At 40.8% G+C, this 22,724-nt stretch carries 26 protein-coding genes; 19 read left to right on the forward strand and 7 right to left on the reverse strand.

Annotated elements, in window-relative coordinates:
• Nucleotides 1-240: 240 nt before the first annotated feature.
• Nucleotides 241-468, reverse strand: a complete 228-nt coding sequence (locus tag LKW28_RS21615; RefSeq protein WP_229142492.1) for a DUF1128 domain-containing protein — start codon at nt 466-468, stop codon at nt 241-243.
• Nucleotides 469-573: 105 nt separating this feature from the next.
• Between LKW28_RS21615 and LKW28_RS21620 the strand changes: the two genes are divergently transcribed.
• From LKW28_RS21620 to LKW28_RS21630, 3 genes are read left to right on the forward strand one after another with little or no spacing between them, the layout of a single operon-like run.
• On the forward strand, nt 574-1,053 hold the full coding sequence (locus LKW28_RS21620; RefSeq protein WP_229142493.1) for a low molecular weight protein-tyrosine-phosphatase: 480 nt from the start codon (nt 574-576) through the stop codon (nt 1,051-1,053).
• Between the two features lie 6 nt (nt 1,054-1,059).
• Nucleotides 1,060-1,413, forward strand: a complete 354-nt coding sequence (locus LKW28_RS21625; RefSeq protein WP_229142494.1) for a YtxH domain-containing protein — start codon at nt 1,060-1,062, stop codon at nt 1,411-1,413.
• A gap of 4 nt (nt 1,414-1,417) precedes the next feature.
• Complete coding sequence (locus LKW28_RS21630; RefSeq protein WP_229142495.1) at nt 1,418-2,257, forward strand: YihY/virulence factor BrkB family protein; 840 nt, start codon at nt 1,418-1,420, stop codon at nt 2,255-2,257.
• A gap of 262 nt (nt 2,258-2,519) precedes the next feature.
• On the opposite strand, the gene LKW28_RS21635 is transcribed toward LKW28_RS21630, so the two are convergent.
• On the reverse strand, nt 2,520-4,454 hold the full coding sequence (locus tag LKW28_RS21635; RefSeq protein WP_229142496.1) for a heavy metal translocating P-type ATPase: 1,935 nt from the start codon (nt 4,452-4,454) through the stop codon (nt 2,520-2,522).
• Between the two features lie 346 nt (nt 4,455-4,800).
• Between LKW28_RS21635 and LKW28_RS21640 the strand changes: the two genes are divergently transcribed.
• Nucleotides 4,801-5,286: a DUF2975 domain-containing protein gene (locus LKW28_RS21640; RefSeq protein ID WP_229142497.1), complete on the forward strand. Its 486-nt coding sequence runs from the start codon at nt 4,801-4,803 to the stop codon at nt 5,284-5,286.
• 10 nt (nt 5,287-5,296) lie between these two features.
• The gene (locus LKW28_RS21645) at nt 5,297-5,506 is read left to right on the forward strand and encodes a helix-turn-helix domain-containing protein (RefSeq protein WP_229142498.1); all 210 of its coding nucleotides are present in this window, start codon (nt 5,297-5,299) and stop codon (nt 5,504-5,506) included.
• 588 nt (nt 5,507-6,094) lie between these two features.
• Here the strand turns inward: LKW28_RS21645 and LKW28_RS21650 are convergent.
• Nucleotides 6,095-6,241, reverse strand: coding sequence for a BH0509 family protein (locus LKW28_RS21650; RefSeq protein ID WP_229142499.1), 147 nt, complete (start codon nt 6,239-6,241; stop codon nt 6,095-6,097).
• Between the two features lie 134 nt (nt 6,242-6,375).
• A complete protein-coding gene (locus tag LKW28_RS21655; protein WP_229142500.1) occupies nt 6,376-7,551 on the reverse strand; it encodes an MFS transporter in 1,176 nt (391 codons plus the stop codon).
• 317 nt (nt 7,552-7,868) lie between these two features.
• Between LKW28_RS21655 and LKW28_RS21660 the strand changes: the two genes are divergently transcribed.
• The 4 genes from LKW28_RS21660 (at nt 7,869) to LKW28_RS21675 (ending at nt 11,258) form a co-directional block, all read left to right on the forward strand.
• Complete coding sequence (locus LKW28_RS21660) at nt 7,869-8,255, forward strand: OsmC family protein (RefSeq protein ID WP_229142501.1); 387 nt, start codon at nt 7,869-7,871, stop codon at nt 8,253-8,255.
• Between the two features lie 89 nt (nt 8,256-8,344).
• Entirely contained in the window at nt 8,345-9,409 is a 1,065-nt protein-coding gene (gene cax / locus LKW28_RS21665; protein ID WP_229142502.1) for a calcium/proton exchanger, read from the forward strand.
• Nucleotides 9,410-9,715: 306 nt separating this feature from the next.
• Nucleotides 9,716-10,333 (forward strand): YczE/YyaS/YitT family protein, encoded by a 618-nt coding sequence (locus LKW28_RS21670; RefSeq protein ID WP_229142503.1) that lies wholly within the window; start codon nt 9,716-9,718, stop codon nt 10,331-10,333.
• A gap of 106 nt (nt 10,334-10,439) precedes the next feature.
• On the forward strand, nt 10,440-11,258 hold the full coding sequence (locus LKW28_RS21675; RefSeq protein WP_229142504.1) for a YfkD famly protein: 819 nt from the start codon (nt 10,440-10,442) through the stop codon (nt 11,256-11,258).
• A gap of 222 nt (nt 11,259-11,480) precedes the next feature.
• Here LKW28_RS21675 and yfkAB read toward each other — a convergent pair whose 3' ends face one another.
• Nucleotides 11,481-12,602 (reverse strand): radical SAM/CxCxxxxC motif protein YfkAB, encoded by a 1,122-nt coding sequence (gene yfkAB, locus LKW28_RS21680; protein WP_229142505.1) that lies wholly within the window; start codon nt 12,600-12,602, stop codon nt 11,481-11,483.
• Nucleotides 12,603-12,795: 193 nt separating this feature from the next.
• On the opposite strand from yfkAB, the gene LKW28_RS21685 reads away from it, so the two are divergent.
• On the forward strand, nt 12,796-12,984 hold the full coding sequence (locus LKW28_RS21685) for an SE1561 family protein (protein ID WP_229142506.1): 189 nt from the start codon (nt 12,796-12,798) through the stop codon (nt 12,982-12,984).
• 13 nt (nt 12,985-12,997) lie between these two features.
• Complete coding sequence (locus LKW28_RS23075) at nt 12,998-13,120, forward strand: hypothetical protein (RefSeq protein ID WP_267498104.1); 123 nt, start codon at nt 12,998-13,000, stop codon at nt 13,118-13,120.
• 21 nt (nt 13,121-13,141) lie between these two features.
• On the opposite strand, the gene LKW28_RS21690 is transcribed toward LKW28_RS23075, so the two are convergent.
• On the reverse strand, nt 13,142-14,341 hold the full coding sequence (locus LKW28_RS21690) for a DUF4317 domain-containing protein (RefSeq protein WP_229142507.1): 1,200 nt from the start codon (nt 14,339-14,341) through the stop codon (nt 13,142-13,144).
• 125 nt (nt 14,342-14,466) lie between these two features.
• Between LKW28_RS21690 and LKW28_RS21695 the strand changes: the two genes are divergently transcribed.
• The 3 genes from LKW28_RS21695 (at nt 14,467) to pdaA (ending at nt 18,472) form a co-directional block, all read left to right on the forward strand.
• On the forward strand, nt 14,467-15,717 hold the full coding sequence (locus LKW28_RS21695) for an MFS transporter (RefSeq protein ID WP_229142508.1): 1,251 nt from the start codon (nt 14,467-14,469) through the stop codon (nt 15,715-15,717).
• Nucleotides 15,718-15,792: 75 nt separating this feature from the next.
• A complete protein-coding gene (locus tag LKW28_RS21700; protein WP_229142509.1) occupies nt 15,793-17,325 on the forward strand; it encodes a fumarate hydratase in 1,533 nt (510 codons plus the stop codon).
• Nucleotides 17,326-17,680: 355 nt separating this feature from the next.
• The gene (gene pdaA / locus LKW28_RS21705; RefSeq protein ID WP_420708927.1) at nt 17,681-18,472 is read left to right on the forward strand and encodes a delta-lactam-biosynthetic de-N-acetylase; all 792 of its coding nucleotides are present in this window, start codon (nt 17,681-17,683) and stop codon (nt 18,470-18,472) included.
• A gap of 42 nt (nt 18,473-18,514) precedes the next feature.
• Here pdaA and LKW28_RS21710 read toward each other — a convergent pair whose 3' ends face one another.
• Nucleotides 18,515-19,102, reverse strand: coding sequence for a lysozyme inhibitor LprI family protein (locus tag LKW28_RS21710; RefSeq protein ID WP_229142510.1), 588 nt, complete (start codon nt 19,100-19,102; stop codon nt 18,515-18,517).
• A gap of 156 nt (nt 19,103-19,258) precedes the next feature.
• On the opposite strand from LKW28_RS21710, the gene LKW28_RS21715 reads away from it, so the two are divergent.
• The 5 genes from LKW28_RS21715 to rlmD all read left to right on the forward strand — a co-directional run bounded on the left by LKW28_RS21715 (nt 19,259) and on the right by rlmD (nt 22,662).
• Nucleotides 19,259-19,582, forward strand: coding sequence for a DMT family transporter (locus tag LKW28_RS21715; RefSeq protein ID WP_229142511.1), 324 nt, complete (start codon nt 19,259-19,261; stop codon nt 19,580-19,582).
• Nucleotides 19,583-19,936, forward strand: coding sequence for a DMT family transporter (locus LKW28_RS21720; protein WP_229142512.1), 354 nt, complete (start codon nt 19,583-19,585; stop codon nt 19,934-19,936).
• 55 nt (nt 19,937-19,991) lie between these two features.
• Nucleotides 19,992-20,303 carry a cupin domain-containing protein gene (locus tag LKW28_RS21725; protein ID WP_229142513.1) on the forward strand — a complete coding sequence of 104 codons (312 nt, stop codon included), beginning with the start codon at nt 19,992-19,994 and terminating at the stop codon, nt 20,301-20,303.
• A gap of 88 nt (nt 20,304-20,391) precedes the next feature.
• Nucleotides 20,392-21,258 (forward strand): DNA-3-methyladenine glycosylase family protein, encoded by an 867-nt coding sequence (locus LKW28_RS21730; RefSeq protein ID WP_229142516.1) that lies wholly within the window; start codon nt 20,392-20,394, stop codon nt 21,256-21,258.
• A 15-nt stretch (nt 21,259-21,273) separates the two neighbouring features.
• A complete protein-coding gene (rlmD, locus tag LKW28_RS21735) occupies nt 21,274-22,662 on the forward strand; it encodes a 23S rRNA (uracil(1939)-C(5))-methyltransferase RlmD (RefSeq protein ID WP_229142514.1) in 1,389 nt (462 codons plus the stop codon).
• Nucleotides 22,663-22,724 lie beyond the last annotated feature (62 nt).

A 22,724-nucleotide genomic window follows, 5' to 3' on the forward strand; every position in this document is an offset into this window, starting at 1 on the left:
TGCATCTACGCGTAGAAATATGCATCGTCGCGGAGGTATTTGCATCTACGCGGTGAGATATGCATCATCGAGCAAGTATTTGCATCGTCGCGGAGGTATTTGCATCTACGCGGGGAGATATGCATCGTCGCGCGAGTATTTGCATCTTCGGGGGAAAATATGCGTCTCCGCCTAGATATGTCCTCTGCAAAGCCCCTATAAACAAAAAAGCGGCCGTTATGGCCGCAGTGATTCTATGTATTACCTGTTTTTGCGTAAGCTGCCGAGTTCTTCGACGATTGCCTGCATTTCGTTCGGGCTGAATGAGTTCTTTTTCATGGTGAGATCATAGATGTCTTTTAATTCCTCGTACATATCTTCATCAAAATGGGAAGGCTTAATGGCACCGAAGTTTAGAACTTTCAACTTTTCTTTAATTTTTTCTATCATAAACTCTACGTTTTCGACCGACTTTTGTGAGAGATCCATATTTTCATCCTTTCAATTTTCAGTGTATTCTTATTGTATCATGTTTCTGCTATTATTTAATATGGAACCATACGGAAAAATATGACATGAAGGAGTATGTACATAATGATAAAAGTGTTATTTGTTTGTTTAGGGAATATTTGCAGATCACCGATGGCGGAGGCCATTTTTCGAGATATCGTTAAAAAGGAAGGACTGGCAAACGACATTCAAGTGGACTCAGCGGGAACAGGGGATTGGCATATTGGACATCCCCCGCATAAGGGTACGCAGACGATACTAACGAAATACAATGTATCGTTCGAAGGAATGAAGGCGCGCCTGGTCGTTCCAGCGGACCTGGAAGATTTTGACTATATTATTGCGATGGACTCTGAAAATTTAGGAAATCTGCACAAAATGGCGGGTACAGCAAAGATCGGTCAGATCAAAAGGCTACTCGATTTCGTCGAAGACAGTAAAGTTACTGATGTGCCCGATCCATATTATACAGGGAATTTTGATGAAACGTACGAGCTTGTTAGCAACGGCTGCAAGCACCTTTTAGACGTGATTAAAAAAGAAAATCTTGTTGGGAAGGAGTAAACCAATGTGGCGAAACGCAATAAAATGGTGGAAGGGATGGTCGTTGGGGCTGTCCTAGGAGCAGCAATTTCTTTATTCGATAAGGAAACAAGAGAGCAGTTTTTACATACTAGTAAAAGAGTTAGTAAAAAGTGTGCAGATGTCATGAAAAATCCGCAGGGTTATACCGAGCTTGTTAAGGACCGCTTTAACACGGTTCGTACAACAATAGAGCAGGTGGCAGAAGACGTACGTATTGTGACCTCGAACGTGAATAAAATTGTTGAAACAACTCCTGAAATCGTTGAGGCAGTGAAAGAAACAAAGGACGCAATTTCTAATAAATCGGAAGGTATGAGGGACGATAATATAGAGAGGTGAAAAGATGACCCAAATTCGAACGTTAGATTTGCGGTTTATTAAGGAATTAATTTTACGCTATAAGGAAGATGAAATAGGTAGTCTTTCGGCAGAGCTTGCCTATTTTTTCTTGCTTTCTCTATTCCCATTTTTAATCTTTCTTGTGACACTAATTGGGTATTTGCCAATCTCTCAAATCGATGTATTGGCATTTGTGGCACAGTACGCACCAGAAGGTACTGTTGATATGATTGAAGAAAACTTGAATTTCATCGTTAATTCGCAAAAAGGCGGTCTATTATCCATTGGTATCATTGGGACGTTGTGGTCGTCCTCCAATGGAATTAACGCGGTTGTTCGAGCGTTTAACAAAGCTTATGATGTGAAAGAAACACGGAATTTCTTTTTTACAAGAGGGATCTCAATATTATTAACATTTGGGATGATTTTTGTCATCATTGTCGCGTTGCTATTGCCGGTCTTTGGAAAACAAATCGGGATTTTTATGTTTTCATCGTTTGGTTTGTCTGATGAATTTTTAGATATTTGGAATGGAATTCGTTGGATTGTGAGTGCGGCGATTCTGTTTATCGTGTTTACTTTTTTATACTGGGTCGCCCCCAACCGACGATTAAAAATGAAGGAAATCATATCTGGTGCTTTTTTTGCAACGTTTGGATGGATGTTTGTGTCCCTTGCCTTTTCATACTACGTCAACAGCTTTGGGCATTACTCTACAACTTATGGGAGCCTGGGAGCCATCATTGTGCTTATGATTTGGTTTTATTTATCTGCGATGATTATCATCATTGGTGGAGAAATTAACGCGATTCTTAACTGTCATCGGATCAGGGACGGACGCTGATTTTTCCGGAAGTTACCTTCATTGAAATCAGACCCCCGAGAGATAATAAGGTTGTAAGTACAATACAAGGAGGCCTTTACATGTCTAAAAAAAATGGCAACACAAAACAAAAGGGAAAGAATAAAAACCCAAAACATAAAACAAGCAGCTCCGCTAACGGCAGCAACGGATATCATTAAAAAACAGGGGGACGGTTCCGTTGTTCTCCTATTATTTTCCAAATGACAAAAAGGACTTGACCGATGGGGTCAAGTCCTTTCATTTATGACTTCAATAAGCGAAGTCCGTTTAATATAACGAGAATCGTGCTTCCTTCATGACCAATGACACCAAATGGGAGGTCAATAAGTTGAAAGAAGTTAGACAGAATCAATAGCATGATCACGCCGATTGAAAAGATAATATTTTGTTTGATGATCCGATTCATGCGTTTAGAAAGCTTTACGGCTTCCGCGATTCGTGGCAGGTCATTTTTCATAAGCACAACATCTGCGGTTTCAAGTGCGACATCTGTTCCTTGACCCATTGCAATCCCGACACTGGCTGTTGCCAAGGCAGGCGCATCGTTGATTCCATCTCCGACCATGGCCACTGTATCATATTTTGAAATTAGATCTTTAATATGATTTACCTTTGTTTCCGGTAAACATTCGGCAATATGTTGATCAACATGGCTTTCCTTCGAAATGGCTTCCGCCGTTTTTTCACCATCACCAGTAAGCATGACCGTGTAGATTCCGAGTTCTTTTAGGGCCGAAATAGCGGAAACCGTATCTTCACGAACAACATCCTTCAAAGCAAGAATCCCAGAAATGTTGTCACCTGATTTTACATAAACAATCGTTTTCCCTTCACTAGCCAATTGTTTCGCAATCCCATTTTTAAAAGTAACTGCTGCTTCTTTCCCGACAAAATCAGATTTACCAATGAACCAATTTGTTTCACCAACAATTGCTTTTACACCAAATCCAGGCATATCCTCGATACCATCAATAGAAAGAAGCTCCTGGCCATTTGATTTTGCATATGTCACGATGGCACCAGCTAATGGATGGGCAGATTGGTTTTCAACTGAAGCAACAATTTGTAAAAATTCATCCGCATCCATTGAATCTGCCACAATAACATCTGTTACAACAGGCTTTCCTTTTGTTAGTGTCCCAGTCTTATCAAGCGCAATTGCTTTTAGGTGACCAAGCTGTTCCAGATGTACACCGCCTTTAAAAAGAATCCCGCGTCTTGCACCGTTTGAAATGGCTGATAGGGTTGCTGGCATGATGGAAGCAACAAGAGCACAAGGGGATGCAACGACCAGTAAAATCATAGCCCGATAAAAGGTTTCCGTCCATGTCCAACCTAAAAGGAAGTGAGGAAGAAACATCATTAAACCAACTGCTATTAAAACAAACTTTACATACTTACCTTCAAACTTTTCGATGAAAAGCTGTGAAGGTGATTTTTCACTTTGTGCGGATTGAACAAGTTTAATAATTTTTTGGAACAAAGAGTCTTCATTTGGTTTTGTCACTTCAATGGTAATCGAACCACGCAGGTTAACCGTTCCAGCAAAAACCTCGTCACTAAGTGATTTTTGTACCGGTATCGATTCGCCGGTAATCGCGGCTTGGTCCACGTTTGTTTCGCCTTTTAAGAGCGTTCCATCTGCCGGAATACGCTCGCCTGGCTTCACTAAAATGTTGTCACCAATTTGAAGAGAAGAAACATGTACAACTCGTTCAATCCCATTTTGGATCAGGGTTGCTTCTTCCGGCTGTAATCCCATAAGAGACGAGATTTCCTTATGGCTCTTGTTCATCGTATAGGTTTCAAGGGCTCCACTTAATGCAAAAATGAAGATTAAAATCGCGCCCTCATTCCAGTAACCGATAATCGCTGATCCGATTGCCGCAAAGATCATCAGCATTTCCACATTTAGCTCTTTTTCGGCGATTGTATCTGTTATTCCTTCCTTAGCCTTTGCATAACCACCAATGATAAATGCAAGAAGGTACATAACAATCGAAGCGTTATTTTGTTCAAAATGACCTAATGTCCATGCGATTGCGATGAACACTCCACTTGTAATAGCAGCAATTAATTCTCCGTGAAGCCTTAGTTTTTCTTGGACTGGAGAAGGTTCTTTGTCTGATTTATAAACATGCTTTTGCATTATGGCTGTTTTTGCTTCGGTACTCATTTTTATTCGCCTCCGTATTCTAATTGAGAAAAGTAATCATTTGTGGCATCTAATTGAGAATAAAAATCAACTGCTTTCTGTTAATTGAGAACAGTAATCACAATCAATAAGCCATTTAAACAAGAAAACTGCAATCATTTTGATAGCAGTCATTCATTTTAGTTATTTTTACTTTGTAATTATTATTAATTATAACATATAATCTGATTTTTAAAAGTCCTTTTTATAATTATTTTAAATAAGAATATGTAATTGCGTTAAATGATAAATATTTATTGATAAACAATAAAATATTGTGTACACTAATCAAAAAGACATTGGTGAGGTGTTTTGAATGGAGGAAATCATGAAGCTGAAAGAAAGAGGGGGTACACTCTTTTTAAAAGCAGCGATCTTTTTTATGGGAATCGTTGTTTTGGCTTTATTTATGTTTTGGTTACCTTGGGTAGCAAATGATTTTGCAGTCAAGAATGTAGAATATGCGTATTTGAAGTATCCGCTGTTAATTGGAATCGAAATAACCTTAATCCCGTATCTATATGCCCTATACCACGGCTTTAAGCTACTCATTAATATAGATAGAAATAATGCCTTCTCGCAAAAATCGGTAAAATCCTTATCGTTCATTAAATATTGTGCAGCTATTATTAGTGCATGGTATGTCATTGGCTTCTTTTTTGTGATTTCGCAAGATGCGGGCAATCCAGGTGTGCTGCTTCTCGCATTAATCATCATTTTCGCTTGTTTGATCGTTTCTGTTTTTGCTGCCGTGCTTCAAAAGCTATTGAAAAATGCGATCGAAATTCAAGAAGAAAACGACTTAACCGTTTGAGGTGAAAACAATGGCAATCATTATCAATATAGATGTCATGCTAGCGAAACGAAAAATGAGTGTAACGGAGCTGTCCGAGAGAGTCGGAATCACGATGGCCAATCTGTCCATTTTAAAAAATGGCAAGGCGAAAGCTGTTCGATTTTCCACATTGGAAGGGATTTGCAAAGCGTTGGACTGCCAGCCAGGGGATCTTTTAGAATACAGGGCAGACGAATAATAACCAAAACACTCGTCTCAAACCGTAACGGGTTCGGATGCCGATCACATTACCGAATATGAGTCGAAAATGCTACTAGATTTGTAAATGGATTGGCATTCGTTTTTTCTTTGCATCTGGATAAAGGGGTCCGTACCTATCGGTTGGAGAATTAGGTTAAGCACCCAGGCTGATAAATAGAAGGAGAAATTCCGCTTAATTAGTAAATAACTTTGAAAATAGCTTTATATAGAGGGAGAAATTCCGGCTATTTACTCGAAAAATTCGAAAATGGGGGATTTTGCTTCTCATAGACGGAAAACCTACCCTTATTTACCCCAAAACTAGCTCAATTCTGTATATAGCGGAAAAAATTCCGCTTATTTTACTTCCGCTGGTTACTCGATTTAAGGACAAGACCTCAAAAATCAAGAGAGCATTATTTTGTTGCATTAAAGCGAATATTACCTATTCAACTAATACATATACACAACCACAAAAAAGACCATCAAATTCTGTTACAATTTGATGGTCTTTATCATATACATTTTTAGTTTTAGTGACAGGTAACAGAACCCGTTACACAAACTGGCGAGTTTTTTCAATCCATTATTCAACAGTCTCTTCAAAGTGGTAATACACAGTGTCATAGATATGTTCGATATCTGCATCTGTCATATACATAAGCTCCATCTTATCAATGCCCTTAACCTTTTCAATAAACTCCATCATGTTTTTGCGTTCTTGCCTACTCATTTTTACCCTCTCCCTTTTTTTTCGTTCTATTCATCTGTTTTAATACAGTATATTAATGTTATTTGTATTATATAACAGCCTTCTGAAAAACGTCAACAAAATTCTAAAGAATAGGCAGGAAAAAAGACTTCCTTTTAGAAGGAAGCCTCTTTCCCGACAGTTTTAGCTGCTGTTCTCGATCCAAACACCGTGATCACAATAAAGATAACGAATAAAATGGTAGCAATCACATTGAAAAAGCTAATGCTTTCAACGTATTGGATAAAGAGTCCGCCGATGAACGGACCAATCAAGCTGCCAATACTAAAAAAGATGCCACAAAGAAGGTTACCAGTCGGGAGTAAATTTTTCGGCATTAAATCGGTCATATATGAGATGCCGAGTGAAAATGTTGACCCAACCGCCATCCCCGCAAACGTAATACAGAGCCAAAGCCCGACATGAGAGTGTTCTAGGAAACTTGCTATGGTGAAGCTTAGAAAACCTAAAAAGAGTACAATCGTTAAAATCGTTCTCCGACCAAATTTATCACTCAGAATCCCCAATGGGAGCTGGGTGATGATGCTGCCGAGTGCAAACGAGGTTAATAAAATCGAGACAAATGTAACATTTAAATCAATTCGTAACCCATACACAGGGAAGCTTCCGTTTAGGGATGACTCCAAAAAGCCGTAGGCCATAGGCGGTAAAAATGCGACCCATGCATACTTCCAAGCTTTCGAAAACCGATTGATCGTTTCTCTAAATGAGTTTACACCCAAATCTGTTTCAGGAAACTCATTTTTTAATAGGAATAAAAAGAACCAACCGATTAAGCATAAGACGGATGAAAGAATAAATGGCAATGCTTCATTGATATTAACCAACGGAGTCATTAATGGACCTGTCGCAAAGCCAAGCCCAAAGAACAATCCATATAAGGAAATGTTCCTGCCGCGCTTATCTTCAGGAGAAAATGATGTGATCCATGTTTGGGTTCCAAAGTGCAAGGCATGGTCCCCAATCCCAATCAAAAGCCGCAATACAAACCAAAACCAAAACGATTTCCATAATGGGAAGAAGGCAAGGGATAAGACCACGAGCAATCCTCCAAATAAAATGACAGGTTTATAGCCATATTTGCGCAAAGGGTGCTCCATAAATGGTGAAACAAATAAGATTCCGATATAGAGGGCAGTTGCGTTTAAACCATTTAAGGTGGATGACAATCCGCTATTTTCAAAGATGACAGCAATCAACGGCAGCAGCATGCCTTGGCTGAACCCCGAGACGGCTACAATGCTCACTAATATCCAAAACCGCAATTTCATGTTGTACTCCCCCAGTTCAATTTCCATTCTAATCATACAAAATTAACCCGAGATTGGAAATGGAAATGATTTAACTTTATTCAGTAGGAGTCCCTACTTCGTTAAGTGGGCAGTAAATGGTAAAAGAGTATAATAATTAGTGGACGGTTCAAACCTGGACTGAATAAAGTTAAAGCCTCCGGCGGATGCCACGATTTTTCAAAGGAAATTTTTCGAGACAAGCTCGAACAAAATCGGGCGCAAATACGCTAAGGCGTATTTGATTCAGTGCAAGTTTTGGTACACTAGATGTAACGAATGAATAGGGGGTAATTTTCATGATTTTTAATATGAAGGAAGTTGGTTTTTACACCGATGTGGAATACGGGGAGTTACATGTCGCAGGAGATGAGGCTTATGGGTTTAGGCCATATCAGCTATTGATCTCGTCCATCGCGGTCTGCAGTGGGGGAACGCTTCGAAAAATTCTCGAAAAAAAGAGAATGAAGGTGCAGGACATCACCATCCATACAGAGGTTGAAAGAAATGAGGCCAAAGCCAATCGGGTTGAAAAAATTCATCTTCATTACGTCATAAAAGGTTCGGATTTGAATGAACATAAAATTGAGCGTTCCATTGAAATAGCTTCCCGCAATTGCCCGATGGCACAATCGGTGAAAGGAAGCATTGAAATTACAGAGACATATGAAATCGTTGATGAATAAAAACACCATATTAGAACATAATTTTTATAGAGGAAAACTACGCAAAGGAATGGCGTAGTTTTTTTAGGTTAAAAAAAGGATGTGTCACGATGAATCGTCTTTTTCTGATTATGGTTGTGATTGGTGTTCCGCTTTCAGTGATTGGAAGCCTTTTGCGTTGGCCAGCCGTCATCATGTTTATTGTCTACTGTTTAACAATTATCGCCTTGGCAGGATTTATGGGAAGAGCGACAGAAAGTCTTGCAATTATTGCTGGGCCAAGGATTGGCGGGCTGTTAAACGCAACCTTTGGAAATGCAGTTGAACTTATTATTTCTATTTTTGCATTAAAGGCCGGACTTGTCACAGTAGTTCTTGCATCGTTAACCGGCTCTGTACTTGGTAACCTTTTACTCGTTGCTGGACTTTCCTTTTTTGTGGGAGGAATCAAGTTTAAAAGGCAGAAATTTGATATCCATGATGCCCGCCATAACTCGGGCTTGTTGATTTTTTCGATTATTCTAGCGTTCGTCATTCCAGAGGTTTTTTCTATGGAGATGAATGATCGTGATACATTTACATTAAGTGTTGGGATTTCGGTCATTTTAATCCTGATGTATTTAGCAGGGCTGTTCTTTAAGCTTGTTTCCCATCGCGGGATTTACCAGCAGGATTCCGAGCAGGTGGAAAAGGAAAATGAAGAGCATGAAGAGCCGGAATGGGGGAAGTGGAAGGCTGTTCTTATCCTGGCGTTGTCGACGGTTGCGGTCGGATATGTGTCCGAAAATCTCGTTCATACCTTTGATGTGGTCGCGGAAAGCTTTGGCTGGAGTGAAATTTTTATCGGGATTATTATTGTGGCGATTGTAGGAAATGCTGCAGAGCATGCTTCCGCTGTTATGATGGCTTATAAAAATAAAATGAATGTGGCCATTGAAATTGCGATTGGCTCAACTTTGCAGGTCGCCATGTTTGTAGCACCGCTCCTAGTCTTGATTTCATTATTCCTTGATATACAATTGGCGCTCGTGTTTTCAATGCCAGAATTAATTTCGATGATTACTGCTGTATTTTTAACGATTGCTGTTACGAATGATGGAGAAACGAACTGGTTTGAAGGTGGCACACTGCTCGCGGCGTACGCCATTATGGGGATTGGTTTTTATTTACTATAAAGACAAAAAGACGACTCTGTGCAGATATTATCCACACAGAGTCGTTTGGTTTTTTCATGTTCTTCTAAGTACTTTTAAGGGATTCCATTGGTGAACCTCTTCGTCTGATGATCGAATAGCATACCCCCTGTCATTAAGGTATGGTCTCCTTATCCCTCCTTCAAGTTAGGTATACTTTATATTATTTACCTAAGATTGAAAATATTCTGTTAAAATTAAAAAAATAAAAAAATATCGATAAACTAATACTTGTCGATTATAATAAATAGCAATGTTCAGCGTATTTTTACCTAGGGGAGCTCATCTATGATCACAAGACGAATTGCTTTTTTTTGCGTTGGGTTGTTTATCCTGGCGCTTGGAATTAGTTTAATGATAATCGCGGAAATCGGTGCTGGGGCATGGGACGCGCTTAATGTCGGGCTATCACAAACAATTGGACTGACAGTCGGTAATTGGGTTATTATTGTTGGTATTTGTGTCATGTTTGTAAATGCACTTTTGCTTCGTGAGCGCCCAGCATTTCTAGCAATCGGAACCATTATTCTAATCGGCTTCTTTATTGATTTTTGGTTGTTGATTGCGTTGGACGAATTGAATTTTAAAGGGTTTGTTGTGAAGTTTTTAATTTTGATAGGGGGATTAGTGGTTGCCTCACTCGGGATCGCCATCTATCTGCAGGCAAAGTTTCCGATTTCGCCACTCGATAATTTAATGCTCGCAATTAGTAAGCGATTTAAGTTAAAAGTTGGGATTTCAAAAACAATTGCTGAAGCAACAGGACTGATTTTAGCACTTATCTTTGGAGGTCCGATTGGGATTGGAACACTGGTCTGTACATTTGGAATCGGACCAATCATTCAGTTCTTTTTTCCGCATTGTGAGAGATTGATGAATAAGGGACTAAAAGCTAGCAGGGGATGAACTTGCTGGCTTTTTTCCTTTTTAGAAAATTACCTAATAAAAGGATGGATAAGATACAAAACCTTCGAAAAAACTAAGCACAAAGACAAGGAAAGGAGTACCGTCTATGAAACGAAAATTTCTTTTTATAGTTGCCGTCATGTTGATGTTTGGTCTTGTTGCCGGAAACGCATTGGCGGAAGGTACCGATAAATCGAAGAATGCAACAGCAGATAAATTCAAAATTCCAAGTTCTGTTTTAGACATTTCGCAGGATAATACGTATCCAAACCCAACACAGGATTTACCCTATCTCCAGCCAAGTAAGCTCACAAAAGAGCTGATTAATAGTGCTGATGTAGAAATTGAAAATCCGGATCTTATTCGTATTTTAAATGAGTCGGCGATCCAAACGACTCCACTGGCGCTTGGATATCGCGCAACTATTTATTTAGGACAGTGGCCGCTAAACTATGAATCGTCTGAGACAAGCACGAATTGGGAGTATGAAAAAATCAACACGAACTTTTATGACAATCGCGGCGGTAAGGCACCATATAAAATCCACTACAAACAAGAAATGCAGAAGATTGTCAGAGGTGGATTAACAGCAGAAATTCAGGATGCAGACGATGTAAAGAAAATGATGTTAATCGAAGCAGCTAAAAAATCGAAGCTCCCACTATCCTTTACAACAATCATTGGTGGAGCAACGAAGAAGGATCAAGTTTATAATATACCACCGAAAAGGCTGGGGTACTTATATGCATATGCGCCGGCGGTCAATGAAAAAGGGAAGGTTACATATGGTGAAGTCTACCTTGTTTTAAAGGGAAGCAAAAAATCCATCGTGGTTAAAAATGTAACCCACCAAGGAATCGGCGCCTGGATACCTGTCCAAGACCATGTTTCTTATGGTTTCCTCGTTTCAGAAACCCCAAGGTAAAGTGAAACTTCCATCAGTAGGGGATATCTTCATCCCCTACTGATGGTTAGTTGAGGCCCACACGATGTGAGTCACAAAGACGTTGCCACAGGACGTGGCGTTCTTAGTCTTTGTTCATTTAATCGGGCTTTTACGGGCAGTTGGGTCCCAAAAGGGGGACCTTACTGCCCGTTAATGCGGTGTAAAAAGAAATTCGGGCGATTTAGGCATCGCCCGAATTTTTTATAGGTTAGCACGGCGTATTGTAAAGTCATCCTTTTTGTAATACGCATTTTTCACTAGGATATTTGGACCCAGGCATTTCACAGCCGGGCAGTGACAGCTTAATTCCTTCGCAATCTTCGTTTCCGACCAGTTGTCATAAGCGTCCTGAAGTGATGTTGTTTGAACGTTACCTAGTGAGGGAGTGTCACCAAAATCAGTGACGATAATATCTCCGTTAAAAATGTTCACATTGAGACGGGAACGACCATCAGGATCATTCCGGACCGTTACATTTTTACTGGAATACAGTCTCTTAAGTAATGCAAGATCATCCTCATTGCTGCTGCACGCATAAAACGGCAATGTACCAAATAACATCCATACATCTTCATCGCGAATATCGAGCAGATGATGAATCGCACTCCGAATTTCCTTCAGCGAAAGGACTTCGAGATTGCTTGCGAAATCACTTGGGTACATGGGGTGCACCTCGTGCCTGCCACATTCCATTTCCACCACAATCTGTTTATGGATTGTTTCTAAATGGGGAAGAGTCCGTTTGTTCAGCATCGTCTCGGCGGCAACCATTACACCATCCCTAGATAAAGCTTTGCTATTATCAATCATCCGCCGAAAATAACGCTCGCGTTGTTCAAATGTAGGCTTTTTTTCCATCATCGCAAATCCGCCCTCGACAAAATCATCAATCGTTCCCCAGTTATGTGAAATATGCAGCACATCTAAATAAGGAACAATTTTTTCATATCGTGCCAAATCAAGCGTGAGATTCGAGTTGATTTGAGTACGAACCCCTCGTTCATGGGCATACTTAAGAAGAGGGACAACATAATTGTTCACAGATTTTGTGGAAAGCATCGGCTCGCCACCCGTAATGCTTAAGGAACGAAGCTTTGGAATTTCATCAAGGCGTTTAAGCAATAGCTCAATAGGCAAACCTTTCGGATCCTTTGGCTGTAAAGTGTAGCCAACCGCACAGTGCTCGCATCTCATGTTGCATAGATAAGTAGTTGTAAATTCGATATTGGTCAATTGCATTGAGCCATACTGCTCAACATCTAAATAAGCCTCCCACGGATCATGTGCGGGAGAAATTCGAATAGAAGATTGTAAATTTGTCATTATGTAACTCCTTTTCCGGATTTGTTAAACCACAAATCGCCATAAGCATTGTATTGAAAAGAATAATAGTTGTCAATGCAGACACATTTATGCATAATGAACAAAGACTAGGAGCGCCACATCTTGTGGCAACGTCAATGTGACCCACATCGCGTGGGCCTTAATGATTGAAAAATGAAAGGAACGTTGAAATTTGGGAAACGCGATTCATGATAAAGACTTACAATTAACCTATTTAAAAAATCGGCTAAATATGTTTGTAGAGGTGATCGATTCAATGGACCCTGAATCCACCGACCTCGAAGACATCGACCGCCTCATTGCGATGCTCGATGACTTAGAAGGAAAATATGAACGGTTTAAGAAGGATTGGAAGGAATAAGGATGTCGGTCCTATGAAGGGGAAAGCGAAGCAAAAACTTCTTCCCAATCCTCTTCATCAGCGTCATGAAGAGGAAAACCAACCGAAACTTCATCCAAATCCATTTCATACAAGACAAAGGCTACCTTCAAGGTAGCCTTTGCTTAATAAACAATTATTAAAAATTAGAATCAGACGAACGATCCCCGTTGTCCCCTGGATTCTTCGTTTCCAACGTCAACCCTTCAACAACGACATCCTCATCAATCTCCAACAATAAACAACGCTTGCCTTGGTACATGATGTATTTGACGTACTTTAATTCTTTTGGACTCAATTTAAGGTTGGCCACTTTTGTGTTGATTTTAATGGTTTTTGGCACAAGGTTGGCTGCTTTGAATTCGTGGTGCTCGTCATCGATTACGCTTTTAAAAGCGTGCTCGACCTTTGCTGTGTCCACATCTTCAACGCCACTCACCTTCAAGATGCGCTCAACATCCTGATAGTTAATCATCGGTGGTTCGCTTTCTTCTTCATCTTCTTCTTTTTCCTGAACGAATCGGTCGATTTCCTCATATACATTCGAAATAACCTCGGACTCGACCGTGTCCCCAATCACATTTTTCAAAATCATTTCGAAGCCAATCTTGTCATCTTCCGCCGTCATGATATCCTCACAATTCAATACATCAGTAATGAAAGCATAACTAGGCTCATTTGCCTTACCAGCAGCATACAGAATATGATTCACATCTGCAGCATTATCGTTAAATGTTGGAAAAAGGAAACCTGTTAACGGAGCCGTCAGATTTATAACCGGGTCCAGTAAAGTATTTGGTTTAAACGTTCTTTCAATATAATCAAAAACCAATGTCTTCTTCGGTTGGTCGATTTTATTTAAGCTGCATACAATGAGGGGGCTAAAATAAACCTCATCAGAGCCGCCCATTTCTGATTCAGGGTCACGTTTGCGTGTGGGCTTTCGATACTCAGCGCGGAGGAATGTAACGACAGTATCAAACTCATAAACCTTCTCTGCATACATTTTCTCCACGATTTGCAGCATTTGCTCGATCCAGTCTTCAGTGTCTTCCATTTGCAGCCCGTCATACAAAAGATCTCGTGTACTATTCTCGACACCATGCTGGAACCTCAATTCAAACAGCTTTGTATCCAGCTGCCCAGTTAATGTCTTTTTGAAGTTATCTAAAAATAATTCCTGAGCTTCCTGCTCCAACAGCTCGAACGGTTGACAAATATGGTGATAAATCTCATTAGATTCCTTTTTTACATACACATTGAAAATTTCTTTAATTTTTAAATATTGATTTTCTAATTTAAATTGCTTGCGGATGTTTGCGATGTCTTTTTTATTCAATGATCTCAACTCCCATTTTTTGATTATACATGGACAAATCCAAAATTGTAATGATTGATTTTTTCACATGTGTATGAGCACTACTGATACAAAAACCCATATATATAGTACGGAGGGTGATATTAATGGGCAAACAAACTAGTAAATTTAGATGGGTTATTTTTGCTTCTGTTTTGTTTACATATGTAGTGATGTCAAGCCAGCGTACCGCGCCCGGACTAATTACAGACCAATTGATGACTGATTTTCAGGTCACTGCTACAACAATCGGACTGCTAACAAGCATCCAATTTTTCGTATACACAGGCCTGCAAATACCAATGGGAATCTTGGCGGACCGCTATGGACCAAACTTTTTCCTGATATTAGGTGCGATGCTGACAGGCGTTGGAACCATCATTTACAGCCTTGGAACACATGAATTCATCCTCTTTTTTGCAAGAATCCTCACAGGAGTAGGGGATGCGACTATCTGGGTAAATTTAGTCCTTATTTTAAGCAAGTGGTTTAATGAAAAAGAATTTACCAGGCTCATCGGTGTTGCGGGAATGACCGGAAGTCTAGGGTTCCTGATGGCAACCGTTCCTTTTTCAGCATTGATAACTTTACTTGGCTGGCGGGGAGCCTTCCTTTCAGGGGGAATTCTGCTCTGTTTGTGCGGGATTTTTCTTTATTTTATCCTTGTAAAAAAGCCAAACCACCCGATGATCGAGAGGAACGAAGTCCAGCGTGAAAAAACATCCGTATTACTGCGACGAATTTTTTCCAGTCGGCAAGCATGGGCATTGTTTCTTTGTCATTTTGGGCTCGTCGGAGGGTATTTAGGATTTATCGGCTCATGGGCGGTGCCTTACGGAATGGAGATTCACGGACTCACCCGACTTGAAGCAAGCCAGCTCATTATGTTTAGTCTAATCGGGGCATTACTGGGCGCGCCTTTAATCGGTTGGATTTCAAGTCGATTAGGCATGATCAAACGGCCCTATATCTTTTTTCATGTTGTCACTGTTTTGTGCTGGTCAACTTTCCTTTTATTTAGAGAGGGACCCCCATTATTCTTGCTCATTTCGCTTTTCTTTATCATCGGATTTGCGTTTGGCTCAAATTCCTTAACCTTTGCGGTCGTTCGTAAAACTTTTCCGACCAGTGAGTCCGGTATGGTTACAGGTTTTGCGAACACAGGCGGATTTTTAAGTGCGGTCCTACTGCCTGCCATTTTTGGAATTGTCCTAGATCATTTTTCATCTGGATATTATTTCGGTTTCATAATCCCAGTCCTTTTTTCAAGCGCCGGTTTAATCGGGGTTAATTTAATAAAAGAAAAAGCCACAAAAACTGGAATCGCTTGCAAATCTCTTTCCCAAAAAAACTTCTAGGAGTATAATGAAAATTGTGATTACGGATAAATAAAAACGTATAAAAACGGGGATATAAGGGAAAGGGGAATACAGATGGATAAGCTACAACAAAGTATGTACAAATTAATTGTAGAAACATCAACAAGACTTCCAAAGGATGTACGCAGAGCGGTTGCTCGTGCAAAAGCGAGTGAAAGTGCGGGTACTCGTGCTGCTATGTCTCTTTCAACAATCACCAATAATATTTCAATGGCAGACGTAAATGTTTCACCAATCTGTCAAGATACAGGTCTACCAACCTTTAAAGTGAAAACTCCTGTTGGTGTAAACCAATTAAAAATCAAAGCAGCCATTCGTGAAGCAATTATAGAAGCAACAAAGGACGGAAAGCTGCGTCCTAACGCCGTCGATTCATTAACGGGTAAGAACAGCGGGGACAACCTTGGTGAAGGTGTTCCGGTGATTAAGTTCGAACAGTGGGAAGAGGATTACATCGATGTCCGCCTTATTTTAAAAGGTGGCGGCTGTGAAAACAAGAACATTCAATACAGCTTACCAACTGAGCTCGAGGGACTTGGTCGTGCTGGCCGTGACCTTGATGGAATTCGTAAGTGTATCATGCACTCTGTTTACCAAGCGCAAGGACAAGGCTGTAGTGCTGGATTCATCGGCGTTGGAATCGGTGGAGACCGTACGTCTGGCTACGAGTTAGCGAAAGAGCAGCTTTTCCGCTCTGTTGAGGATGAAAATCCAAACGAAGAGCTTCGTCAACTTGAAGATTACGTAATGGAAAATGCAAACAAGCTTGGAATCGGAACAATGGGCTTCGGCGGCGAAACAACCCTGCTTGGCTGTAAAGTTGGCGTAATGCACCGTATTCCTGCAAGCTTCTTCGTATCTGTTGCGTACAACTGTTGGGCATATCGCCGTCTAGGTGTTACGCTTGATGCAGATACTGGTGACATTAAAGATTGGTTATACCAAGATGGGGAAGAGATTGACTTCTCCAAAGACCAAGAAGAAGTGGAAGTGAAGTCTGAAACTCGTGAGGTTGTGCTTCAAGCACCAATCACTGAAGAGCAAATTCGTGAACTTAAAGTAGGAGACGTGGTAAGAATCAATGGCCGCATGTTTACTGGCCGTGATGCAATCCATAAGCACCTATCTGAAAATGAGGCACCAGTTGATTTAGATGGACAAATCATCTATCACTGTGGTCCAGTTATGCTTAAGGATGAAGATGGCAACTGGCACGTGAAAGCTGCCGGCCCAACAACTAGTATTCGTGAGGAGCCATACCAAGGCGATATCATGAAAAAGTTTGGTATCCGCGCCGTTATCGGTAAAGGTGGAATGGGACCTAAGACGCTTGCTGCATTAAAAGAGCATGGTGGAGTATACCTAAATGCGATTGGTGGAGCTGCACAATACTATGCAGACTGCATCAAGTCTGTGGATGGCGTTGACCTCATGCAGTTCGGTATCCCTGAAGCAATGTGGCATCTATCTGTTGAAGGCTTCACAGCCGTTGTCACAATGGACTCACACGGCAACAGCCTGCACGAGGATGTCGACAAATCTTCGTTAGAAAAACTAGAACAATTCAAAGAGCGTGTATTTGCTTAAAATATTGATTGTGGGTGGCCCGTTACGTTTGCGCGTAGCGGGTTTTTTTAATTTCGTTTATAGAGAGAAAATGTGGGGTGAAATTGGCTATGTCCGATAAAATACAAGTTATGTCCGATATATCAGAAGGATTGTCCGATATATGAAATTTTATGTCCGATAAAATAAGAATATTGTCCGATATAATAGAAAATAGGATACCTCACCCTAATCTCAACCCAACCAATTTTATTCCCTTCCTCAACAAAATCATTTTGGTAATCAATTCCCTGCATGAACTCCCTAAATGTGGTAAAAACTAACGCTACGACTAACGGAGTTTTAGGAGGTTTTACTTTTGAAAAGGCTTTTTGGCATACTTCTTCTTTTGATTGTTACCTTTTCATTGGCTGGTGCCCACGAGGTAGCGGCAGCTTATTCAAATGCGCCTATCCATTGGGGGTTCAAAAAGAGTAAAAATCATGAACCAGCCTCAGCGGGTGAGGAGTATGATCAACTACTTGCGAAATATGGTGCATTTTATATTGGCGATACCACTAAAAAAGACATCTATCTCACCTTCGACAATGGCTATGAAAATGGCTATACCGAACAAGTTCTTGATGTGTTAAAAGAGAGAAAGGTTCCCGCGACATTCTTCGTCACCGGACACTATCTAAAAGATCAAGCTAAACTCGTAAAAAGAATGGCAAAGGAAGGGCATATCGTTGGCAATCATTCATGGTATCATCCAGATTTAACAAGGGTAAGTGATGAGCGTCTTCGAAAAGAATTGGACTCGGTTCGGGAGGAAACGAAAAAGTTAACCGGGCAGGATGTTACCTATCTTCGTCCACCACGCGGCATTTTTAGCGAACGAACATTAGCTTTATCAAATAATCTAGGCTATCAAAATGTATTCTGGTCGCTCGCTTTCGTTGACTGGCACATCAATAACCAACGCGGGTGGGAGTATTCTTACAACAACATCATGAGACAAATTCATCCGGGGGCAATTCTGTTGCTACATACGGTTTCGAAGGATAATGCCGATGCGCTTGGAAAGGCGATCGACGACCTGCGCGAAGAAGGCTATACCTTCCGAAGCCTAGACCAGCTAATGGCGGAAAAAACCATTAAAGAAGAGTTACTTTTTAATATGGATTAATAGAAAAAGGACTTAGAATCGCATATCTAAGTCCTTTCTACTTCACATAAAACTTTCAACTAATTCATAGCATCTATCTTTCGTTACCTCGGCTTGCTTGCTAATTTTAACTAAAGACTCCATTGAACCGCCTTCGTATTGTTCAGCTTCTTCACTTGCCAACCTATATTTCTCTTTAATCCATCTGCGCTGTTCTTCCCGTAATTTATCCATTTTTTCTTTCGGAAGTTGGGCCTCTAGTTCTTTCCAAATCTTATTAAGCTGATCATCCCAGATTTTATAGGTTCCATTCGCGATTTCTTCCATTTCAATCTGTGTTTCGCCCTCAGGCATTTTTTCGATTTCTTCTTCTATCTTTGAGAGCTCACTTAAATATTGGTCCTTCAGGGCGCTATTTTCGGACGTCACTTCGAAATCGGCGTTTGCTGTCTCAGCATCTGCATTTTCATCTGAAACATCTGCCTTTTCGCTGGCTTCTGGAACCTGAACCTTGTCATTTGCTTTCTCAGAATCAGCCTCATTTTCCACACTCTTAACGGGTTCTTCAGGTTTCGAACTAGCCTCCTCGGCCTTATTTCCACAGGCCGCCAACAATACCAACAGAACAGTTAATAGTAAAAACTTTTTCATTGCAAAAACTCCTTGGGTAAAATTATGTAATGAAACTCTATTTTAAGTGTATCATGTATACAAAAATAGTGCGGTCCTAAATTTTCCCTGATTCCCGAACATCAATAAAAAAGGTAAAATGGAGAATATGACCTTTTTAGGCAGGAGGAAATCACTATGAATGCATACATCCTTTTACTATTAGCCATTATTAGCGAAGTATTCGGCAGCTCGATGCTTAAGGCAACCGACGGATTCAAAAGAATTCTTCCTTCTTTAGGAGTCGTGATCGGATATGGTCTAGCATTCTATGCTTTATCGCTAACATTAACAACATTGCCGCTCGGGCTGGCGTATGCAATCTGGGCAGGACTTGGAACTGCACTAACCGCATTAGTCGGAATCATCATCTATAAAGAAACAATCGATATGAAAAAAATCCTCGGATTCCTCTTGATTATTGGTGGAGTCATTTTGCTGAATATGGGAGGGGTTCATTAAATGAAGGGGTATCTGGCATTAACCATCTCCATTATCGCGGAAATCGTTGCGACAACCATGCTGAAAATGTCCGAGGGATTCACTGTTCTTTTTCCATCAATCGGTGTCATCGTAGGATATGGAATAGCTTTTTATTGCTTATCCTTATGCCTTAAAAGTCTTCCACTAAGTTTGGCGTATGCAATTTGGTCGGGAGTCGGAACAGCCCTAACGGCTGTGATTGGTGCGCTTGTCTGGGGAGAGGTTTTCACCACTATTAAACTAGCAGGTATCATCCTAATCATCGGTGGCGTGATTTTATTAAACTCTTCAAAAAGTGAAGAAATTGAAAATTCGAAGGCCAAGGCGCTATGAAAAAAGCGCGATTCCTCCTATAATGTAAGGGAATACATATTAAGGGGGAGTAACAATGGTCGGAGAATGGGAAAACGCAGAACCAGGGGTAAAACGAAAAATCTTCCCACCGGGTGAATCGGTGATGATGATGGAAGTTCACTTTGAAAAAGGTGCGGAAGGCTATCAACACAGCCACCCACATGAACAGCTCACATACGTGATGAAGGGAAGCTTCCAGTTTACAATCGAGGGTGAACAAACGACCATATCTCAAGGAGAAACGATTTTTATTCCAGGAAATCATAAACATGGAGTCGTTGCATTAGAAGAAGGTATTCTACTAGATACCTTTACACCGCTAAGAGACGATCTATTAAATAAATAACATCGCAATCCTCCTACTTGCAGGGGGATTTTTTTTGCCTCCGAATGGTATAATGTGTATTATCACTTGTGAATTGGGGTTGGTTCCCGTGTGGGAGAAAACAGTACATGTTCAGCCGCCATATAATTTTGATCGCGTCCTAGACCGGCTATCGATAAATCCGCTTAACGCTTTGAATAAAGATGAACGTTCAGTAAAGGTACCTTTTTATGTTAAAAATGAACCTGTGGTTGTTACTGTAAAAGCAACAGGAACAACGGAGGAGCCCACTTTTGTAGTATCAGGTTCCCGAAATGATTTAATGGAATATGCGTTGCAACACGTATCTCACATTTTTCAATGGGACACCCCATTACAGGGAATTCAAGACCATTATTTACAAACAGATCTTCGAGATATTTTCATAGAACATCGTGGAACACCGTTGGTTTTAGACTTTGATCCATATTTTAGCTTAATGAAGTGCATCATTCATCAGCAGCTAAATATGACATTTGCCCATACACTTACATCAAGGTTTGTGACCACATTTGGTGAAGAAATCGAAGGAACATGGATCCATCCTAGACCTGAAAAAATAGCCGGGTTGTCTGTCTCGGATTTGAGAGAATTGCAATTCAGTGGGCGGAAAGCGGAATATGTGATTGATACATCGAAGCTAATTGCAGCGGGAGAGCTAACCCTTCCGGATCTTCTATCAAAAACAGATGAAGAGGTCATGGACACTCTCGTAAAAGTGCGCGGAATCGGAAAATGGACCGCAGAAAACTTCCTGTTATTTGCATTGGGACGCCAAAATCTCTTCCCACTAGCAGACATCGGGATCCAAAATGCGATTAAAAAATTATACAATCTTGATAAAAAGCCAACCTATGAAGAGATGGAAGAATACAGCAAGCCATGGGAGCCATATTTAAGCTATGCCTCCTTATATCTATGGCGAAGCATCGAATAGAAAGTTGTGTGTAAGATGAAACAGCAAAAAGAAAACCAAGCAAAATTAGAGGTGGGACAAACATTCCCCCTTACAATAAAAAGACTCGGAATCAACGGAGAAGGCGTCGGCTATTTTAAAAGGCAGGTCGTCTTTGTGCCTGGCGCACTACCAGGTGAAGAGGTAGTCGTCGAAGCAACAAAGGTTCAACCAAAATTCTCTGAGGGCAGGATTAAAAAAATCCGCAAAAAATCAGAGCACCGGGTCAAGCCACCATGTCCAATCTACGATCTATGCGGCGGGTGCCAGCTTCAGCATTTGGATTATCGTCAGCAATTAAAAGAAAAGCGGGATATCGTTGTCCAAGCGTTTGAGCGTTATAGTAAAACACCTATTGAAAAGCTCAATATTAAAGAAACGATTGGTATGGAAAACCCGTGGAACTACCGGAACAAAAGCCAGTTTCAGGTCGGACTTGATAAGCAAAAAGTGATAGCAGGACTATACGGCCTTAACTCTCACAAACTAATCGATATCGCCGACTGCATGATTCAGCATCCGGCAACAAGCAAGGTCACGCAAACCGTAAAAATGATCCTTCAGGACTTAAAAATATCAATTTACAATGAACGTAATCGAAAAGGACTCGTCCGTACCATCGTCACAAGAGTAGGCGTCCAGTCTGGTGAAGTGCAGCTCGTCTTAATTACAGCTGAAAAAGAAATCCCACGAAAAAGCTTATTAATAGAAGAAATCACAAAACGATTACCGGCAGTAAAATCGATCATCCAAAACATCAATGGCCAAAAAACATCACTCATTTTTGGTGACGAATCGATTCATCTGCACGGAAGCGAGGTCATTCAAGAAACACTAGGAGACCTTTCATTCGAACTATCAGCCAGAGCGTTCTTCCAGCTGAATCCTGAGCAAACCGTCAAATTATATGATGAAGTAAAAAAGGCAGCTCAATTAACAGGCAAGGAAAAAATCGTCGATGCCTATTGTGGAGTGGGAACAATCGGACTATGGCTTGCGGACGGTGCAGCCGAAATCCGCGGAATCGAAATCATCCCGGAAGCCATCGAAGACGCAAAAAAGAACGCAAAAAAACATGGCTTCCAAAACGCTACCTATGCCGTAGGAAAAGCCGAAAAGCTCCTACCCAAATGGGTAAATGAAGGCTGGCGCCCTGACGTCATTGTCGTAGACCCACCACGCACCGGATGTGACGATCAATTCCTGCAAACTGTGTTAAAAGTCAAACCGAAGAAGATGGTTTATGTGTCATGTAATCCGTCTACGCTGGCGAAGGATATTCAAGTGTTGTCGAAGCTTTACCGGGTGGAGTATGTGCAGCCGGTGGACATGTTTCCGCATGCGGCGCACGTTGAGTGCGTCTCGCAGATAGTTTTAAAAGTGTAACCCAAAAATAAACTTTTCCCAACAAAAATAAACATTTCCGATTCAGCTCCGGATTTTGCCAA

This window comes from Bacillus sp. REN16 (assembly GCF_020731355.1).
In the GTDB taxonomy this organism is placed as follows: domain Bacteria; phylum Bacillota; class Bacilli; order Bacillales; family Bacillaceae_L; genus Ferdinandcohnia.

Coding starts and splice junctions, on each gene's coding strand:
- rlmD (WP_229142514.1), top strand. CDS start 21,274: ATGAAACAGCAAAAAGAAAACCAAGCAAAATTAGAGGTGGGACAAACA.
- LKW28_RS21655 (WP_229142500.1), bottom strand. CDS start 7,551: ATGAAATTGCGGTTTTGGATATTAGTGAGCATTGTAGCCGTCTCGGGG.
- LKW28_RS21630 (WP_229142495.1), top strand. CDS start 1,418: ATGACCCAAATTCGAACGTTAGATTTGCGGTTTATTAAGGAATTAATT.
- LKW28_RS21660 (WP_229142501.1), top strand. CDS start 7,869: ATGATTTTTAATATGAAGGAAGTTGGTTTTTACACCGATGTGGAATAC.
- LKW28_RS21650 (WP_229142499.1), bottom strand. CDS start 6,241: ATGAGTAGGCAAGAACGCAAAAACATGATGGAGTTTATTGAAAAGGTT.
- LKW28_RS21695 (WP_229142508.1), top strand. CDS start 14,467: ATGGGCAAACAAACTAGTAAATTTAGATGGGTTATTTTTGCTTCTGTT.
- LKW28_RS21635 (WP_229142496.1), bottom strand. CDS start 4,454: ATGAGTACCGAAGCAAAAACAGCCATAATGCAAAAGCATGTTTATAAA.
- cax (WP_229142502.1), top strand. CDS start 8,345: ATGAATCGTCTTTTTCTGATTATGGTTGTGATTGGTGTTCCGCTTTCA.
- LKW28_RS21675 (WP_229142504.1), top strand. CDS start 10,440: ATGAAACGAAAATTTCTTTTTATAGTTGCCGTCATGTTGATGTTTGGT.
- LKW28_RS21670 (WP_229142503.1), top strand. CDS start 9,716: ATGATCACAAGACGAATTGCTTTTTTTTGCGTTGGGTTGTTTATCCTG.
- LKW28_RS21720 (WP_229142512.1), top strand. CDS start 19,583: ATGAAGGGGTATCTGGCATTAACCATCTCCATTATCGCGGAAATCGTT.
- LKW28_RS21715 (WP_229142511.1), top strand. CDS start 19,259: ATGAATGCATACATCCTTTTACTATTAGCCATTATTAGCGAAGTATTC.
- LKW28_RS21620 (WP_229142493.1), top strand. CDS start 574: ATGATAAAAGTGTTATTTGTTTGTTTAGGGAATATTTGCAGATCACCG.
- LKW28_RS21700 (WP_229142509.1), top strand. CDS start 15,793: ATGGATAAGCTACAACAAAGTATGTACAAATTAATTGTAGAAACATCA.
- LKW28_RS23075 (WP_267498104.1), top strand. CDS start 12,998: ATGAAGGGGAAAGCGAAGCAAAAACTTCTTCCCAATCCTCTTCATCAG.
- LKW28_RS21615 (WP_229142492.1), bottom strand. CDS start 468: ATGGATCTCTCACAAAAGTCGGTCGAAAACGTAGAGTTTATGATAGAA.
- yfkAB (WP_229142505.1), bottom strand. CDS start 12,602: ATGACAAATTTACAATCTTCTATTCGAATTTCTCCCGCACATGATCCG.
- LKW28_RS21725 (WP_229142513.1), top strand. CDS start 19,992: ATGGTCGGAGAATGGGAAAACGCAGAACCAGGGGTAAAACGAAAAATC.
- LKW28_RS21640 (WP_229142497.1), top strand. CDS start 4,801: ATGAAGCTGAAAGAAAGAGGGGGTACACTCTTTTTAAAAGCAGCGATC.
- LKW28_RS21710 (WP_229142510.1), bottom strand. CDS start 19,102: ATGAAAAAGTTTTTACTATTAACTGTTCTGTTGGTATTGTTGGCGGCC.
- LKW28_RS21645 (WP_229142498.1), top strand. CDS start 5,297: ATGGCAATCATTATCAATATAGATGTCATGCTAGCGAAACGAAAAATG.